At 64.1% G+C, this 16059-nt stretch carries 13 protein-coding genes; 4 read left to right on the forward strand and 9 right to left on the reverse strand.

Features of this window, described 5'->3' with window-relative positions:
- The coding region (locus ACK5IR_RS00355) for an adenosylcobalamin-dependent ribonucleoside-diphosphate reductase (protein WP_416924755.1) at positions 1-1866 on the reverse strand (1866 nt) is incomplete at its 3' end.
- Between the two features lie 89 nt (positions 1867-1955).
- On the opposite strand from ACK5IR_RS00355, the gene ACK5IR_RS00360 reads away from it, so the two are divergent.
- A complete protein-coding gene (locus ACK5IR_RS00360) occupies positions 1956-2405 on the forward strand; it encodes a DUF1489 family protein (protein ID WP_416924757.1) in 450 nt (149 codons plus the stop codon).
- Between the two features lie 83 nt (positions 2406-2488).
- Here ACK5IR_RS00360 and guaB read toward each other — a convergent pair whose 3' ends face one another.
- The 6 genes from guaB to ACK5IR_RS00390 form a co-directional block, all read right to left on the reverse strand.
- The gene (guaB, locus tag ACK5IR_RS00365) at positions 2489-3937 is read right to left on the reverse strand and encodes an IMP dehydrogenase (RefSeq protein WP_416924759.1); all 1449 of its coding nucleotides are present in this window, start codon (positions 3935-3937) and stop codon (positions 2489-2491) included.
- Positions 3938-4296: 359 nt separating this feature from the next.
- Positions 4297-5388, reverse strand: a complete 1092-nt coding sequence (locus tag ACK5IR_RS00370) for an ABC transporter ATP-binding protein (protein ID WP_416924761.1) — start codon at positions 5386-5388, stop codon at positions 4297-4299.
- 14 nt (positions 5389-5402) lie between these two features.
- The gene (locus ACK5IR_RS00375; RefSeq protein ID WP_416924763.1) at positions 5403-7055 is read right to left on the reverse strand and encodes an alpha-glucosidase family protein; all 1653 of its coding nucleotides are present in this window, start codon (positions 7053-7055) and stop codon (positions 5403-5405) included.
- Between the two features lie 9 nt (positions 7056-7064).
- Complete coding sequence (locus tag ACK5IR_RS00380) at positions 7065-8213, reverse strand: carbohydrate ABC transporter permease (RefSeq protein WP_416924765.1); 1149 nt, start codon at positions 8211-8213, stop codon at positions 7065-7067.
- A 12-nt stretch (positions 8214-8225) separates the two neighbouring features.
- A complete protein-coding gene (locus ACK5IR_RS00385; protein ID WP_416924767.1) occupies positions 8226-9437 on the reverse strand; it encodes a carbohydrate ABC transporter permease in 1212 nt (403 codons plus the stop codon).
- A gap of 94 nt (positions 9438-9531) precedes the next feature.
- Positions 9532-10881 carry an ABC transporter substrate-binding protein gene (locus ACK5IR_RS00390; RefSeq protein WP_416924769.1) on the reverse strand — a complete coding sequence of 450 codons (1350 nt, stop codon included), beginning with the start codon at positions 10879-10881 and terminating at the stop codon, positions 9532-9534.
- A gap of 252 nt (positions 10882-11133) precedes the next feature.
- Here ACK5IR_RS00390 and ACK5IR_RS00395 point away from each other — a divergent pair, with 252 nt between their 5' ends.
- From ACK5IR_RS00395 to ACK5IR_RS00405, 3 genes are read left to right on the forward strand one after another with little or no spacing between them, the layout of a single operon-like run.
- On the forward strand, positions 11134-12162 hold the full coding sequence (locus ACK5IR_RS00395) for a LacI family DNA-binding transcriptional regulator (RefSeq protein WP_416924771.1): 1029 nt from the start codon (positions 11134-11136) through the stop codon (positions 12160-12162).
- 9 nt (positions 12163-12171) lie between these two features.
- Positions 12172-13491, forward strand: a complete 1320-nt coding sequence (locus ACK5IR_RS00400; RefSeq protein WP_416924773.1) for a GH1 family beta-glucosidase — start codon at positions 12172-12174, stop codon at positions 13489-13491.
- Positions 13492-13500: 9 nt separating this feature from the next.
- Positions 13501-14469, forward strand: coding sequence for an ROK family protein (locus ACK5IR_RS00405; protein ID WP_416924775.1), 969 nt, complete (start codon positions 13501-13503; stop codon positions 14467-14469).
- A gap of 25 nt (positions 14470-14494) precedes the next feature.
- Here ACK5IR_RS00405 and ACK5IR_RS00410 read toward each other — a convergent pair whose 3' ends face one another.
- A complete protein-coding gene (locus ACK5IR_RS00410) occupies positions 14495-15217 on the reverse strand; it encodes an alpha/beta fold hydrolase (RefSeq protein WP_416924777.1) in 723 nt (240 codons plus the stop codon).
- A gap of 9 nt (positions 15218-15226) precedes the next feature.
- Positions 15227-16059 (reverse strand): 3-dehydroquinate synthase (gene aroB / locus ACK5IR_RS00415; RefSeq protein ID WP_416924779.1); only part of this gene is annotated, 833 nt, incomplete at its 5' end.

Below are 16059 nucleotides of genomic sequence, written 5' to 3' on the forward strand. Positions count from 1 at the left end.
CGCGTGCTCGCTGTCAGGCCATTTCACCTTGTAGGTATGTCCTTCGAGCGATTGCGGGCGGTCGAGCGGCTCGGACAGATAGACAACGTCGCCATGCGGCGTCAGCGGTTCGGCCCCGTCCCGGCTGACCACCGCCGGCGCTTCCGGCGAGCTTGAGCCGCGCAGTTCGTCTTTCGCCACGCTCAGAACCGAACCCGTCACCGCGTTGGGCCGGTAGGTGGTGCAGCCCTTGCAGCCGGCTTCCCAGGCCTGAAGGTACACCTCCTCGAAATCACCGAAGGCGATATCCTCCGGGCAGTTGATCGTCTTCGAGATCGACGAATCCACCCATTTCTGTGCCGCCGCCTGCATCCGCACATGCTCGGCCGGCGAAAGCGTCTGGGCGTTGACGAAAAACGCCGGCAGGTCGGCATCGCCGAATTTTTCGCGCCACAGACGCACCGCATAATCCACCACCTCTTCCTCGCTGCGCGAGCCGTCCTTTTGCAGCACCTTGCGCGTGTAGCTGTAGGCAAAGACGGGCTCGATTCCGGACGATACATTGCCGGCAAAGAGGCTGATCGTTCCCGTCGGCGCGATCGAGGTCAGCAGCGCGTTCCGGATGCCATGCGCGGCAATCGCCGCGCGCACATCCTCGTCCATATGCGCAAGAGAGCCGCTGGCGAGGTAACTTTCAGCCTCGAACAGGGGAAAGACGCCCTTCTCCCGCGCCAGATCGACCGACGCCAGATATGCGGCGCGCGCGATCCGGTGCAACCAGCGCTCTGTCTGACGCGCCGCTTCGTCCGAACCGTAGCGCAGCCCGACCATCAGCAGCGCATCCGCCAGCCCGGTGACGCCCAGCCCGATCCGGCGCTTGGTGCGCGCCTCCTCGGCCTGCTGCGGCAGGGGGAAGCGCGACGTATCCACCACATTGTCCATCATGCGAACCGCCGTCGCCACGAGTTCGTCCAGTTCCGTCTCGTCGATTTTCGCCCCGTCTTCGAACGGCTCCCGCACCAGCCGGGCAAGGTTGACCGAGCCCAGAAGGCAGGCGCCATAGGGCGGAAGCGGCTGCTCACCACACGGATTTGTCGCTGCGATTTCCTCGCAGTAGCGAAGATTGTTCATCTGATTTATGCGGTCTATGAAGATCACGCCCGGTTCGGCGAATTCATATGTCGACTTCATGATCGCGCTCCACAGATCGCGCGCCGCAACCGTTCGATAGACCCTTTCGTCAAAGATCAGATCCCAGGACGCGCCGGCCCGGACCGCCTCCATGAAGGCATCGGTTACCAGCACCGACATATTGAACATGCGCAGGCGGGCCGGATCCGATTTGGCGGAGATGAAGCTCTCGATATCGGGGTGATCGCAGCGCATCGTCGCCATCATCGCCCCGCGGCGCGAGCCGGCCGACATGATGGTACGGCACATCGCATCCCACACATCCATGAAGGAAAGCGGACCCGACGCATCGGCCGCCACCCCCTTCACATCTGCCCCCCTGGGCCGGATGGTCGAGAAATCGTAGCCGATCCCGCCGCCCTGCTGCATGGTCAGGGCCGCTTCCTTCAGCATGTCGAAGATGCCGCCCATGCTATCGGGAATAGTGCCCATCACGAAACAGTTGAACAGCGTCACCGTACGCCCGGTTCCGGCCCCGGCCACGATACGCCCGGCGGGAAGAAAGCGGAAATCCTCAAGCGCGCGATAGAATTCCTCCTCCCGGGTGGCGGGATCGGCCTCGGATTCCGCCAGCGCGCGCGCAATTCGCCGCCAGGTGTCCTCGACCGTCAGGTCCAGAGGTGTTCCATCAGCCTGTTTCAGCCGGTATTTCATATCCCAGATGGATTCGGCGATCGGGGCGGCGAAGCGGCTCATCGGGTTTCCTCGTTGTCCTGGAACGCCCAACGATAGCAGGCAACCACAACAGTTTGAAGCCGCTTTGAATGAAGCTACGATATGTTCCAATGAATGAAAGGGATTCGGTGGCAAGGACTGTTCATCTCGTAAAACTCTGCGTCGGAGCGGAGAAAGTCGAGGACCTGACCGACTGGCAGGCGTCGCGGCGCCGGCTGTGGCCGGACGGACTGCCGCGCCACATCACGCGGATGTGGCCGCGCCGCGAAGCCGAGCTTCTGAACGAAGGCTCGCTTTACTGGGTGTTCAAGGGGCTGATCCTCGCCCGGCAGCGTGTGCTGCGGCTGGAGAAAATCCTTGGCGAGGACGGCATCAGCCGCTGCGGGCTGGTGCTCGACCCCGAGGTGTTCCGCACCGAACCCGTTCCGCGCCGCCCCTTTCAGGGCTGGCGCTACCTTGTTCAGGACGACGCGCCGCGCGATCTGGCCGCGAACCGGCAGAACGAGGACAGCCTGCCACCCGGCCTGTCGGCCGCGCTGGCGGAAATCGGCGTTCGCTGACGGCGCGGACAAATGCCATTTCGAAACGCCCACGGCTGCATTGCCCACCTTCGCTCCCGCAGTGCGGATCGCGGCGCGCCGGATCAGCCCAGCCGGTAGTTCGGCGACTCGCGGGTGATCTGCACGTCGTGAACGTGGCTTTCCTTCAGCCCTGCGCCGGTAATGCGAACGAACGCGCAGCCGCCGCGCATATCCTCGATCGAGGCCTTGCCGGTATAGCCCATGGCGGCGCGCAGGCCGCCGACCAGTTGATGGATCACCGCCGCCGCACCGCCCTTGTAGGGCACCTGCCCTTCGATCCCCTCGGGCACCAGCTTATCGCTGGCCGCGTCCTTCTGGAAATAGCGGTCGGCCGAGCCGCGCGCCATCGCCCCAAGCGAGCCCATGCCGCGATAGGATTTGAACGACCGTCCCTGATAGAGGATCACCTCGCCCGGCGATTCGTCGGTTCCCGCCAGCATGGAGCCCACCATGGCGCAGCTTGCGCCGGCCGCAATGGCCTTGGCGAAATCGCCCGAGAACTTGATGCCGCCATCGGCGATCACCGGCACGTCGCCCGCGGCGCGGGCGCAATCCATGATGGCGGTAAGCTGCGGCACGCCGACCCCGGCGACCATCCGCGTCGTACAGATCGAGCCCGGCCCGATCCCGACCTTGACCGCATCGGCACCCGCGTCGATCAGCGCGCGGGTCGCCTCGCCCGTCGCCACATTGCCGGCCACGATCTGCACGTCGTTCGAAAGCCGCTTGGCACGCTCGACCGCTCTGGCGACACCTTCGGAATGCCCGTGCGCCGTATCGATCACGATCATGTCGACGCCCGCATCCACCAGCGCCTGACTGCGCTCGAAGCCGGCATCGCCCACCGTCGAGGCGGCAGCAACCCGCAGGCGGCCGAGCGCATCCTTGCAGGCATGCGGATTCAGTACCGCCTGTTCGATATCCTTCAGCGTCAGCAGGCCGGTCAGCCGGCCCGATCTGTCGGTGACCAGCAGCTTTTCGATCCGGCGTTCGCGCATCATCGCCCGCGCCTCGTCGAGGTCGGCAGGCTCGGTCAGCACGGCAAGGTTCTGCGAGGTCATCATCGCGCGCACCGGCGTATCGTCGGCGTTGGCAAACCGCATGTCGCGGTTGGTGACGATTCCCACCACATGCCCGTGTTCGTCCACCACCGGGAAACCGGTGATGCTGTAACGCGCCTGAAGCGCCTTGGCGTCGGCCAGCGTCTGATCGGCGGTCAGCGTGACCGGGGCGTAGACCACGCCGCTTTCGAACCGTTTGACGCGACGTACCTGGCTTGCCTGCTCGTCAATGGACAGGTTGCGGTGCAGCACCCCCATGCCACCGGCCTGCGCCATGGCGATCGCCATTTCTGCCTCGGTAACGGTATCCATCGCCGAACTCAGAAGCGGGATGTTGAGCCTGATCGTTCTGCTCGCCCATGTCGCGGTATCGGCCTGCGCCGGCAGCACCCGGCTGGCGGCGGGAACAAGCAGAACGTCATCGAAGGTCAGCGCCTCACGAATCTCCATCGCACTCTCCTTGAGGGGGGTCGTTTGGCGCATCCCCTATACATGGATTCTGCCGGCAGGAAACCCCGCATGTTGTAATTGCCATCTGGCGCCGCGCAGATTTTGTGGTTTGCGCGGGATATCGCTGTATCGGAATATCGCAGGAAGCAGCGGGACGCCGGCAGGAACCGGCGCTGGAGAAAACACAACGGCCCGCATCCGCGGATGCGCCGGTCTCGCCGGTCAGCACCACCGATCAGGGTGCGCCAAACGGAAGACCGGCAAAACCCGGGAACGCGGGCCTCCCGACGGAGCGGGAGTTCACTCGTAAAAAGGCGGAATTCCGGCGCGCCCGCAAAATCCGGCGCGCCGGTCGGACTCTAGCGGTAAAGCAGCGAGATCCCGTCCTTGAAGACATGCACCTTTTCCGGCGCCGCCGTCATGTGCAGCTTCTCGCCCTTCATTCCCAAATGGATGCCGGGCAGTTTGGCGATCACCGGGTCGACACCCGGCTTTTCGGGCACGAAGAACAGCAGCGTCACCTCGCCGAGGTTTTCCTGCACGTTCACCACGCCCGAATACCCCGAGCCATCCTCGGTCAGGGTGAAATCCTCGGGCCGGATGCCGATGCGGACCTGCGCCCCCTTGTCACCTTCCTTCGACGGATAGGCCGATACCACCTTGCCATGCCCGCCGTCGAGTTCGATCGTCGTCCGCTCGCCGGTCTCGACGATCCAGCCGGGAAGCAGGTTCATCGCCGGCGAACCGATGAACTGGGCGACAAATTCGTTCTTCGGCTTTTCGTATAGCTCCAGCGGCGTGCCGACCTGGCTGATGCCCTTGTTTGCCAGAACGACAATACGGCTGGCCAGCGTCATCGCCTCGACCTGGTCGTGGGTGACATAGATCATCGTCCGGTCCGGCATGCTCTCCTTGAGCTGGGCAATCTCCAGCCGGGTGGCGACGCGAAGCGCGGCATCGAGGTTGGAGAGCGGCTCGTCGAACAGGAACACCTTTGGGTCGCGCACGATGCAGCGCCCGATGGCGACCCGCTGGCGCTGGCCGCCCGAAAGCGCCTTGGGCAGGCGTTCGAGATATGGCGTAAGTTGCAGGATATCCGCCGCCTTCTTCACCGCTGCCGCAATCTCGTCCTTCGACTTGTTGGCCAGTTTCAGCGCGAAGGCCATGTTGTCGTATACGGTCATGTGCGGATAGAGCGCGTAGCTCTGGAACACCATCGCGATACCGCGCTGCGCGGGCGGAATATCGTTCACCACCTGCTTGTCGATCTCAAGCGTTCCGCCGGTAATGCTCTCCAGCCCGGCGATCATCCGCAGAAGTGTCGACTTGCCGCAACCCGAAGGTCCGACAAAGACGATCAGTTCGCCCGCTTCGATATCCAGGTTGATATCCTTGAGCACATCGACATCGCCATAGCTCTTGGCGACATTGGTCAGTTTAAGTCCGGCCATATCGGCTCCCCTCCTCAGGCGTCTGTCGCGACGGCGAAAGCCGCCTCATAGGGCGGAAGCACAATACCGCCCGTCTTGAAAATTGGAAATTCCGGGTGGAACGGCGCATCTTCAAGCCTGTCCCACGTGCCCTCTGGCAGCTTCACCTCGCGCGTCTGATCCGACAGGTTGAACGCGCAGAAGAGGCGAATCCCCTCGTGTTCGCGGATGAAAGCGAGGTACTGTTCCTCGGCCGCCACCGGTACGTAGCTTCCCTTCACCAGCGCCGGGTTGTTCTTCCGCAGGCGGATCATCCGGCGATAGGTGTTCAGCATCGATTCCGGATCGTCCTCCTGCGTCGAGGCCGCATGCGCGATCTGGTCTGACGCAACCGGAAGCCATGGCGTGCCGTCGGTGAACCCGCCGTTGGCGTTGTCCTGGACCCACGCGATCGGCGTGCGGCAGCCGTCGCGGCCCTTGAACCTGGGCCAGAAGCGTTTGCCATAGGGGTCCTGAAGATCCTTGAAGGCGACATGTGCCTCGTTGAAGCCAAGCTCCTCGCCCTGATAGAGGCAGACGCTGCCGCGAAGCGACAGAAGCGCCGCCGCATAGACCCTGGCCGCGGCGGGCGACAGGTTCCAGCGCGACTTGTGGCGCACCACGTCGTGGTTGGAAAACGCCCAGCAGGCCCAGCCGTCGGGGGCGGTTTCCCCAAACGATTCCACCGTGTCGTTCAGGTGAACGCCGGTCGGAAACTCGTTGGAAAGAAGCGCGAAATCGTAGCACATGTGCAGCTTGTCGCCACCCGAGGTATAGGCGGCCTGCACCTCGGCCCCGCGCTGGCTTTCGCCCACCTCGCCCACCGAGGTGATGGCAGTGTAGTCGTTCATCACCTCGCGAAGCCGTTTCAGGAAATCGAGGTTTTCCGGCTGGGTCTTGTCGTAGAGGTGATCCTGGAAGTTGTAGGGGTTCACCGCCGGTGCCGTCTTGTCGTTGATCTGCTCGGGCGGCAGGGCCGGATTGTCGCGCAACTGCTGGTCGTGAACATAGAAGTTCACCGTGTCCAGCCGGAACCCGTCGACCCCGCGTTCGAGCCAGAATCGCGCGATGTCGAGCAGCGCATCCTGAACCTGCGGTTCGTGAAAGTTCAGGTCCGGCTGTTCCCTGAGGAAGTTGTGCAGATAATACTGCATCCGCTCGCCGTCCCACTCCCACGCGGAGCCCCCGAAAATGCTGAGCCAGTTGTTCGGCGGCGTCCCGTCCGGCTTCGGGTCGGCCCAGACATACCAGTTGGCACGCGGGTTGTGGCGGTTCAGGCGGCTTTCCTTGAACCACGGATGCTCGGACGATGTGTGCGAAAGCACAAGGTCGATCATCACCCGGAGACCAAGCTGATGCGTCGTTTCGATCAGCGCATCGAAATCGGCCAGCGTGCCGAACATCGGATCGACATCGCGGTAGTCCGAAACGTCATAGCCGAAATCGAGCATGGGCGAGCGGAAGAACGGCGAAATCCAGATGCAATCCACCCCGAGGCTGGCGATATGGGGCAGCCGGTGCATGATGCCGAACAAATCGCCGATCCCGTCGCCGTTGCTGTCCTGATAGGAACGCGGATAGATCTGGTAGAGCACCGCGCCCCGCCACCAGTCCGGATCTGCCGGAACTGAAAGGTTGTCGTTTCTCATTGTATTCTCTTACTTGACCGACCCGGCCAGCAGGCCGCGAACCAGATAGCGTTGCATGGCAAAGAACACCGCGATCGGCACCGCCATCGAGATGAAGGCCGCCGTGGCGAGAATTTCCCAGTTGCCGCCGCGCGTGCCGAGAAGCTCGACGATCTGCTTGGTCATCACCGTCGTCTCGCCGGTGGAATCGACCAGAAAGACCATGGCAACCAGCAGGTCGTTCCATGTCCACAGGAACTGGAAGATGGCAAAGGAGGCGAGCGCCGGGAACGACAACGGCAGGATGATCTTGACGAAGATCTGGAAATCGGTCGCGCCGTCCACCTTGGCGTTCTCGATGATGTCGCGCGGCAGACCGACCATGTAGTTGCGCAGCAGATAGATCGCCAGCGGCAGGCCAAAGCCGGTGTGGGCCAGCCACACACCCAGATACCCCTTTCCGATACCGATGAAATTGTGGAACTTCAGCAGCGGGATCAGCGCCAGTTGCAGCGGCACCACCAGCAGGCCCACGACCGCCGCGATCAGCAGCGCCCGGCCGGGAAACTCCATCCACGCCAGCGCATAGGCGGCGAAGGCCGCGATAAGGATCGGGATGATCGTTGCCGGAATGGTCACCGTCAGGGTCGAGAAGAACGCCTTGGACATGCCCTCCCGGTTCGCCGGGTCGAACAGCATGTTGTAGTAGTTGTCGAGCGTGAACTCGGGCGGTGTCGTTGCGGTAACGAATACCCGCTGGCCGCGGTTGCCCGACATTTCCGTCAGGCTTTCGAGCCGGTAGGAGCCATCGGCCTGAACGGTGATCTCCTCGCCGTCGCCCAGATCGGCGGTGTCGCCGGCCTGATAGGCATCGATATTGCGCGAGGTTGTTCCCCAGTGCGAGATCGTGCCGCCCGAACCGCCCTCGAACAGGTTGCCGGCGATCACGAAACGCTCGCCTTCCCGGACCTGCTGGGAGGGCGGCGCGGCGCGTACCACGAGGTTCTGCTCGGAGGCGAACATCGAACGCCACCACCCCGAGGTGGCGATCTGGTCGGCGGTCCGGAACGACGAGACGAACAATCCCACCGTTGGAAACAGCCACAGAACCACCAGGAACAGAACCGAAAGGTGGACCGCCCAGGTAAGGCTGGATTTTGTGCCTGCGATATTGTCCATGTTTCCGGCCTCCTACCGCATTTCCTTGCGCGCGTTGCGCACGTTCCAGATCAGGATCGGCGTGACCAGCAGCATGATGATCATCGCGCTGGCCGATCCCACACCCCAGTCGTTGGCGCGGAACAGCTTGTCGTACATGTAGTTCGCCAGAACCTGCGTGCCCCACTGGCCGTTGGTCATGGCGTAGACGATGTCGAAGACCTTGAGCACGACCAGCGTGATCGTCGTCCAGACGACAACGATGGTGGACATGATCTGCGGCACCTTGATCTTGAAGAAGACCTGGAACGGCCCGGCGCCGTCGACGATGGCCGCTTCGACGGTTTCCTCCGGAATGCCGCGCAGCGCGGCCGAGAGGATGACCATGGCAAAGCCGGTCTGGATCCAGATCAGCACCGCCATCAGGAAGAAGTTGTTCCAGAACGGAAGCGTCAGCCATTGCTGCGGATCGCCGCCCACGCCGACCCAGAGCGCGTTCAGGATACCGATCTGGTCCTGATCGGCCGGGCGCGCGTCATAGACCAGCTTCCAGATCACCGAGGCGCCGACCATCGAGATCGCCATCGGCATGAACACCAGCATCTTGGCGAAGTTGCCCCACGAGATGCGGTCGGTGAGTTGCGCCACCAGAAGGCCGAAAAGCGTCGACATGGCGGGCACGACGATGAGCCAGACCATGTTGTTCTTCATCGCTTCCCAGAACTTCGGCTCGGCGAACATCTGGGCGTAGTTCGCCCCCCAGACCCAGCGATACCCGCCGCCGGGAACCCGTTCGGTCAGCGAGAGCCGGAGCGTTTCAAAGACCGGATAGGTCAGGTATAGCCCGAGCGCGATGATCGCCGGCAGAAGGAACAGCCACGGCCGGATCATGTTGGCATGGCTGATGTTGCGGCCGGCCGACAATTCGCCCTCGCCGAAGATGAAGTTGTTCAGTCGCCAGAGCCCGAAGATCAGCACGGCGCAGATGAGCAGCCAGAAGATACCGGCGGCGCTGAAGATGCCGTGCGACAGGAAATAGCCCAGGTAAAGCGCCGCGATGGCGAGCGCCGGCAGGACGAAAAAGAACACCGTGCCGATCTTGCGGCGGCCGGCGGCCTGCGCGGCGCTCATTGCCCGCGCGGGCAGGAGAAACCGGTCCAGCAGGAAATTGGACAGATAGAAGTAACCGACACAGCCCCCGACCCCGATGATGATGGTCACGAGCCCTTGCAATGCTGGGTGCATTTCGCCTCCCCCTACGATGCTTCCCACAAGGCCCCTGCGGGCCTTCTGTCATGTGCGGGCGGCACGGCCTGCGCCCCGCCCGCCTGAACGGCGCCTATTTCAGCGCGTCCCAGGATCTCTGGATCTGGTCGGCCACATCCTGCGCGCTCTTGCCGCCGGTGTAATCGACCATGCCGGTCCAGAAGGCACCCGCGCCGACACCGCCCGGCATCAGATCCGATCCGTCGAAGCGGAACGTGTCGGCGTTGAGCAGGATCTCGTTCATCTTCTTCAGCGTCGGATCGCCGAAGACTTCCTGATTGGCACCCTTGAACGGGGTCAGGAAGCCGCTTTGCGCCATCCAGATCTCATGCGCGATCGGGCTTTCGAGGAACCTGATCAGTTCCTGCGCCCCGCCGCTGTCCTTGGTGATGGCGAACATCGTGCCGGCACCGAGAACCGGCTTGCCGAGGTCCTTCTCGGCATAGGCCGGGAAGTAGAAGAAATCGGCATCGTCGGGAATAAGCGTGCCTTCCGGGAAGAAGGACGGGATGAACGACGCCATGCGGTGCAGGTAACATTGCGGCGGCGAGGAGAACAGACCCTTGGGGCTGTCGCGGAAATCGGTCGCGGCGACCGAATTCACCCCGCCGGCGACGAAATCGTCGTTCTTGGCGAACCAGCCGAAATCCTCGATCGCCTCGACGATGCGCGGATCGTTGAACGGAATCTCGTTGGTGACCCAGCCGTCGTAGACCTCGGGCGGCTGCGTGCGCAGCACCAGATCCTCGACCCAGTCGGTCGCCGGCCAGCCGGTCGCGCCGCCCGAGCCGAGCCCGATGCACCATGGCGTTTCGCCGTCCTCGACGATCTGCTCGGTCAGCGCCTTGAGGTCCTCCATCGTCTCGGGGATCTCATAACCGGCATCCTCGAAATTCTCCGGCACGTACCAGACCAGCGATTTCATGTCGGCCTTGAACGGGAAGACATAGGTCGCCTCGGTCCCGTCCGGGCCGGCGAAGGTCGCAAGGTCGGCCCAGGAATCGCCGGCTGCGTAGTTTTCCCGCAGCCAGTCGCCGGTCCCTTCGGGAAGCGGCGTCAAAAAGCCGCGGCGCGCCATGTCGGCCGCCAGCCCGGGCTGCGGAAAGACGGCGATGTTGGGCGGCGAGCCCCCTTCGAGGTCGACGACGATCTGCTGCTCGAAACCGTCCGAACCGGTATAGCGGACATCGGCGCCGGTCGCCTCGCGGAAATATTCCAGCACGCTTTCGACCAGTTCCTGATCGGGGCCGAGCCACGGACCGAAGACGGTGATCTGTTCGCCCGAAAGGTCGATTTCCTTCAACGCTTCATAGCTGTCCCAGGTGAATCCGCCCTCTCCGGGCGCGAATTCCAGATCCGCCGCACCCGCCGCGCCCGCGATCAGGGCGATCCCGGCAGCGCTGGCCAACAGGTTAAATTTCATGAATTGCCTCCCCGTTTTATCCCGGGCCCATGCCCAAGACCGTTCATCCTGCGCCTCGAATCGTCTTCAAAGCGCTTTGAGCACCTTGCACCATAGCTGGCCCGACCGGACTGTCAACGGGACAAGAATGCACCGGAAAACAGGCAGACCGGGTGAAATATGCCTCGGGGTGAACAGTTTTCCGTCCCAAAGCCCTTTGACTGATCCAGCCGGGAGTCGTAACCTTTAACCGGCAACTCGGGCAGACGCAGAATGAACCTCAAGGACCTGGCCGCAAGTCTCGGACTGAGTCAGACGACAGTCAGCCGCGCCCTGAACGGCTATCCGGAGGTTTCGGAAGCCACCCGAAAAAGGGTCGTCGAAGCGGCCCGACGGCACGGCTACCACCCCGACAGCCGGGCGCGTTCGCTTGCCACCGGCAAGGCGATGGCGGTGGGTCTGATCCTGCCGCAGACCGCCAAGCAGGAAATCGTCAACCCCGTGTTCACCGATTTCGTCGCCGGCGCCAGCGAAACGCTCGCCGAAAGGGGCTACGACATTGTCCTGTCGATCGTCGCCGACGCCGATCAGAGCGCGGTCTACCGTTCGTTCGCCGCCAAGGGGCGCGTCGACGGGGTGATCATGCAGGCACCGCTGACCGGGGATTTGCGCATCGCCATGCTCAAGCAGCTCGGGCTGCCCTTTGTCGTCCACGGCCGGGTTTCGGACCATGACGACGAATATTCGTGGATGGATATCGACAATCGCCACGCCTTCTATCGTGCCACGGCGCACCTGCTGGATCTGGGCCACCGGCGCATCGCCCTGCTCAACGGGCTCGAGGCGATGGATTTCGCCCATCGCCGCCGCCACGGCTTTCTCGACGCGCTGAAGGAACGCGGCGTGCGCGCAAGCCCGGATCTCATGGCAAGCGCGGCAATGACCGAAGGTTACGGTTACGCCGAAGCCAGCCGCATGCTGTGCCTGCCCGATCCGCCCACGGCGTTTCTGGTGTCGTCGATGATGATCGCGCTGGGGGCGGACCGGGCTATCCGCGCCGCCGGGCTGACGGTCGGGCGCGACGTTTCCCTGGTCACCCATGACGATGCGCTTTCGTATCTGTCGAACGATACCGATGGCATCCCGATCTTCACCGCCACGCAATCCTCGGTGCGCGAGGCGGGGCATATCTGTGCCAACATCCTGCTGAAGCTGATCGACGAGCCCGACGCGGCGCCGGTCCAGACCAAGCTGGAAGCCTCCCTGATCATCGGCCCGTCCAGCGGACCCGCCCCCAACTGAGGACCCGACATGTACAAGCGCAGCGATTTTCCCGAACAGTTCCAGTTCGGCGCCTCGACAGCCGCCTACCAGATCGAGGGCCACGCCTTCGGCGGCGCCGGCTCGACCCACTGGGACGATTTCGCCGCAACCCCGGGCAACGTGGTGCGCAACGAAAACGGCGCCATCGCCTGCGACCATTATCACCGCTGGCCGCAGGACCTCGACCTGATCCGCGACGCCGGGTTCGACGCCTACCGCTTTTCGGCATCCTGGGCCCGTGTGCTGCCCGAGGGGCGCGGAACGGTGAACGAGGAAGGGCTCGACTTCTACGAACGGCTGGTCGACGGGATGCTCGAACGCGGCATCAAGCCGATGATCACGCTTTATCACTGGGAATTGCCCTCACCGCTGAACGATATGGGCGGATGGCGCAACAGGGATATCGCCGGCTGGTTCGCCGATTACGCCGAAATCATCATGCGCCGTCTGGGCGACCGCGTATGGAAGACCGCAACGATAAACGAGCTCTGGTGCGTCAGCTTCCTCAGCCATTTCCTGGGGGTGCATGCGCCCGGCGTCCGCAACATCCGCGACGCCAGCCGCGCCATGCACAACGTGCTGCTGGCCCACGGAACCGCAGCGCAGGCGCTGCGCGCCATGGGAATCGGCGATATCGGCGCCGTCTGCAACTTCACCTATGCCCAGCCGGCGAGCAACGATCCCGCCGATATCGAGGCCGCGGCGACCTTCGACGACTACTATAACAACTTCTTCATCTCGGGGATGTTCCGCAGGAAATACCCCGAACGCATCGTCGATGCCCTGGGCAGGTACCTGCCGCAGGGCTGGCAGGACGATCTGGAGATCATCGGCGCGCCGGTCGACTGGCTCGGTGTCAACTACTACACGCGCGAGATCGTCAAGGCGACCGGCGGCGCATGGCCGGCCCATACCAGCATCGAGGGCCCGCTGCCCAAGACCCAGATGGGATGGGAAATCTACCCCGAGGGGCTGCTGCATTTCCTGCGCCGCTGTCACACCGATTTCTCGGGCGACCTGCCGATCTATGTCACTGAAAGCGGCATGGCCAACCCGGATCTGGTGATCGACGGCTGGGTGGACGATCAGGTACGGATCGACTACCTCGCCCGGCATTTCGACGCGGCGAAACAGGCGATCGCCGAAGGCGTGCCGCTCAGGGGCTATTTCGTCTGGTCGCTGATGGACAATTACGAATGGTCCTTTGGCTACGAAAAGCGGTTCGGTCTTGTCCATGTCGATTTCGAGACGCTGGAACGTACTCCGAAAGCCTCGTATCACGCGCTCAAAGCCGCACTTGCCAGTTGAGGTAACATGATGTCCGCACTCTGCCTGCTCGCCGATATCGGCGGCACCAACACGCGCGTCGCGCTTTCCCGCAGCGGAAAGGTGCTTCACGGTTCGGTGCGCCACTTCCCGAATGCCGAATACGCCTCGCTGGAACCGGTACTGCGCCGTTACATCGCCGAAACCGGCTCCGAGCCGCCGGTGGCCGTGTGCCTCGCCATGGCCGGGCCGGTGCGCGACGGGGTGGGAACGATGACCAACCTCGACTGGACGCTCAACACCGATACGCTCGCCAAGGCGACCGGCGCCCGGACGGTGACGCTGCTGAACGACCTTCAGGCGCAGGGGCACGCGCTTGGGCACATCCCTGCCGATGCGCTCTATCCGGTGATCGCCGGTCCGCCGCCACGGCTCGACGCGACGCAGCTGGTGATCGGAATTGGCACCGGATTCAACGCGGCGCCGGTCTATTCCACCGCCAACGGGCGTTTCGTGCCGCCGGCCGAGACCGGCCACGTCACGCTGCCGCAGCGCAGCGACCGCGAGGTCACGCTGGCGCGTTTCCTCGAACGTGCGCATGGCTTCGCCTCGGTCGAGGATGCCCTTTCAGGCCGCGGGCTGGTGGCGCTTCACGAATTCGCCTGCACCGAAGCCGGCGCGCCGGAGCGCCCCGTCCTGCGCGGCAAGGAGATCATGACGGCCGTCGCCGCCGGCGATCCGGTCGCGCGCGAGGCGGCAGCATATTTCTGCCGGCTGGTCGGTGCGGTGGCGGGCGATCTGGCCCTGACGATGCTGCCGGTCGGCGGCATCTTCCTGATCGGCGGCATGTCCCGCGCCATGGCGCCCTATTTTGTCGAGATGGGTTTCATCGAAAGCCTGCGCGACAAAGGGCGTTTCTCCGGGTTCATGGAGCAGTTTTCGGTCACCGTGGTGTCCGACGACGACGCCGCGCTGACGGGCATGGCGCTGCACCTGCAATCGCTGCTCGATCTGCAATAACCGATCACGGGGCAGCTCTGGCCGCTCAGCCCGCCCGGGCGGCCATCGTGGCCAGGATCCCGGCAAGATCGCCGGCGGCAGTAAGCTGCGGGAAGTGGCCGCAATCCAGTTGCCACCGCCGCTCGACCGGGGTCTGGCTGCTCATCGCGCGTTGCAGCGGCGGTGTCACCGTGCGGTCGGCGGTGCAGAGCACATATTCGCGCGGCACGCCGCCGAAGCGGCGCGAGGTCAGGCGCACCGGATCGGTCTGAACCGCGTTCGATTGTGGCCTGAGCAGCGACAGGCCGCGTGCGCGCCGTGCATCTATCGCATCCTGAAACAGGATCGGCGCCGCAATTCCGGGATCGAGCACCGTTGTTCCCCGAATCGGGCCGCGCCGCACCGCGGGGCCGATGGTCTCGGGCTCGCGCCGTTTCAGCGACAGCAGCGAATCGCCATCGCGCGGCAGGAACGCGGCGACATATCCCAGCCGCGCCACCAGGTCGGGACGCACCTCGGCGACGGCGGAAATCACCATGCCGCCCATCGAATGTCCGACCAGAAGCACCCGCCCAAGGGATTCGAGAACGCCGGCAACCCGGTCGCGGCAGTCGAGCAGACCATGTTCGCCCGAGGCGGCCTCGCCCGGTCCGTGCCCGGGCAGATCGACCGCGGCGACCTGCATGCCCCGTTCGCGCAGCATCGCCGCAACCTCGCTCCAGATCTCTCCGCAGCCCCACGCGCCATGGACAAGGACGACCGGGATCATGCCGCCGCGCTAGCCGCCACGGCCCAGTTCGTCCGACAGCAGGCGCACGATCGCGTCACGCGGCACGTCCGAACTGACGAACGCCCGCCCGATGCCGCGCGCCAGAACGAATCGCAGCCTGCCCGCCACAACCTTCTTGTCCTGCCCCATCAGCGCCAGAAGCTCCTCGGCCGACGGCAGATCGCCCGGAATGTCGCCCAGATCGACCTTCATCCCCATCTGGCGCAGGTGGGCACGCACGCGCGACGGATCCTCCTGCGAGCAGAGCCCGAGACGCGACGACAACTCGAAGGCCAGCGCGCAGCCGATGGCAACGCCCTCGCCGTGCAGGACACGGCCGGAATAACCTGTCGCCGCCTCAAGAGCATGTCCGAAGGTATGGCCGAGGTTCAGAAGCGCCCGGTCGCCCTGCTCGCGCTCGTCCCGACAGACGATATCGGCCTTCATCCGGACTGACCATTTCACCGCCGTGATCCGTGCGCCGGTATCGCCGGCGGCACTCGCCGGGCCGTTTTCCTCGAGCCAGTCGAAGAAATCGGCATCGCCGAGCAGCCCGTACTTGACCACCTCTCCATAACCCGAGCGCAGATCGCGCTCGGGCATGGACTGCAGCAGATCCACATCCGCCAGCACCAGGCTGGGCTGGTGAAACGCACCGACCAGGTTCTTGCCCGCGCCGGCATTGATGCCCGTCTTGCCACCAACCGAACTGTCGACCTGCGCCAGCAGGCTGGTGGGGATCTGCACGAATCGCACGCCCCGGCGCAGGATCGCCGCGGCAAACCCCGCCAGATCGCCGATCACCCCGCCGCCAAAGGCGATCACCATGTCGTTGCGCTCGA

This window comes from Tropicimonas sp. (assembly GCF_047971885.1).
GTDB lineage: Bacteria > Pseudomonadota > Alphaproteobacteria > Rhodobacterales > Rhodobacteraceae > Tropicimonas.

Bases quoted from the DNA above. Each gene is read 5' to 3' on its own strand.
- ACK5IR_RS00360 (WP_416924757.1), top strand. From the start codon at position 1,956: ATGAATGAAAGGGATTCGGTGGCAAGGACTGTTCATCTCGTAAAACTC.
- ACK5IR_RS00400 (WP_416924773.1), top strand. From the start codon at position 12,172: ATGTACAAGCGCAGCGATTTTCCCGAACAGTTCCAGTTCGGCGCCTCG.
- guaB (WP_416924759.1), bottom strand. From the start codon at position 3,937: ATGGAGATTCGTGAGGCGCTGACCTTCGATGACGTTCTGCTTGTTCCC.
- ACK5IR_RS00385 (WP_416924767.1), bottom strand. From the start codon at position 9,437: ATGCACCCAGCATTGCAAGGGCTCGTGACCATCATCATCGGGGTCGGG.
- ACK5IR_RS00370 (WP_416924761.1), bottom strand. From the start codon at position 5,388: ATGGCCGGACTTAAACTGACCAATGTCGCCAAGAGCTATGGCGATGTC.
- ACK5IR_RS00375 (WP_416924763.1), bottom strand. From the start codon at position 7,055: ATGAGAAACGACAACCTTTCAGTTCCGGCAGATCCGGACTGGTGGCGG.
- ACK5IR_RS00395 (WP_416924771.1), top strand. From the start codon at position 11,134: ATGAACCTCAAGGACCTGGCCGCAAGTCTCGGACTGAGTCAGACGACA.
- ACK5IR_RS00390 (WP_416924769.1), bottom strand. From the start codon at position 10,881: ATGAAATTTAACCTGTTGGCCAGCGCTGCCGGGATCGCCCTGATCGCG.
- ACK5IR_RS00410 (WP_416924777.1), bottom strand. From the start codon at position 15,217: ATGATCCCGGTCGTCCTTGTCCATGGCGCGTGGGGCTGCGGAGAGATC.
- ACK5IR_RS00405 (WP_416924775.1), top strand. From the start codon at position 13,501: ATGTCCGCACTCTGCCTGCTCGCCGATATCGGCGGCACCAACACGCGC.
- ACK5IR_RS00380 (WP_416924765.1), bottom strand. From the start codon at position 8,213: ATGGACAATATCGCAGGCACAAAATCCAGCCTTACCTGGGCGGTCCAC.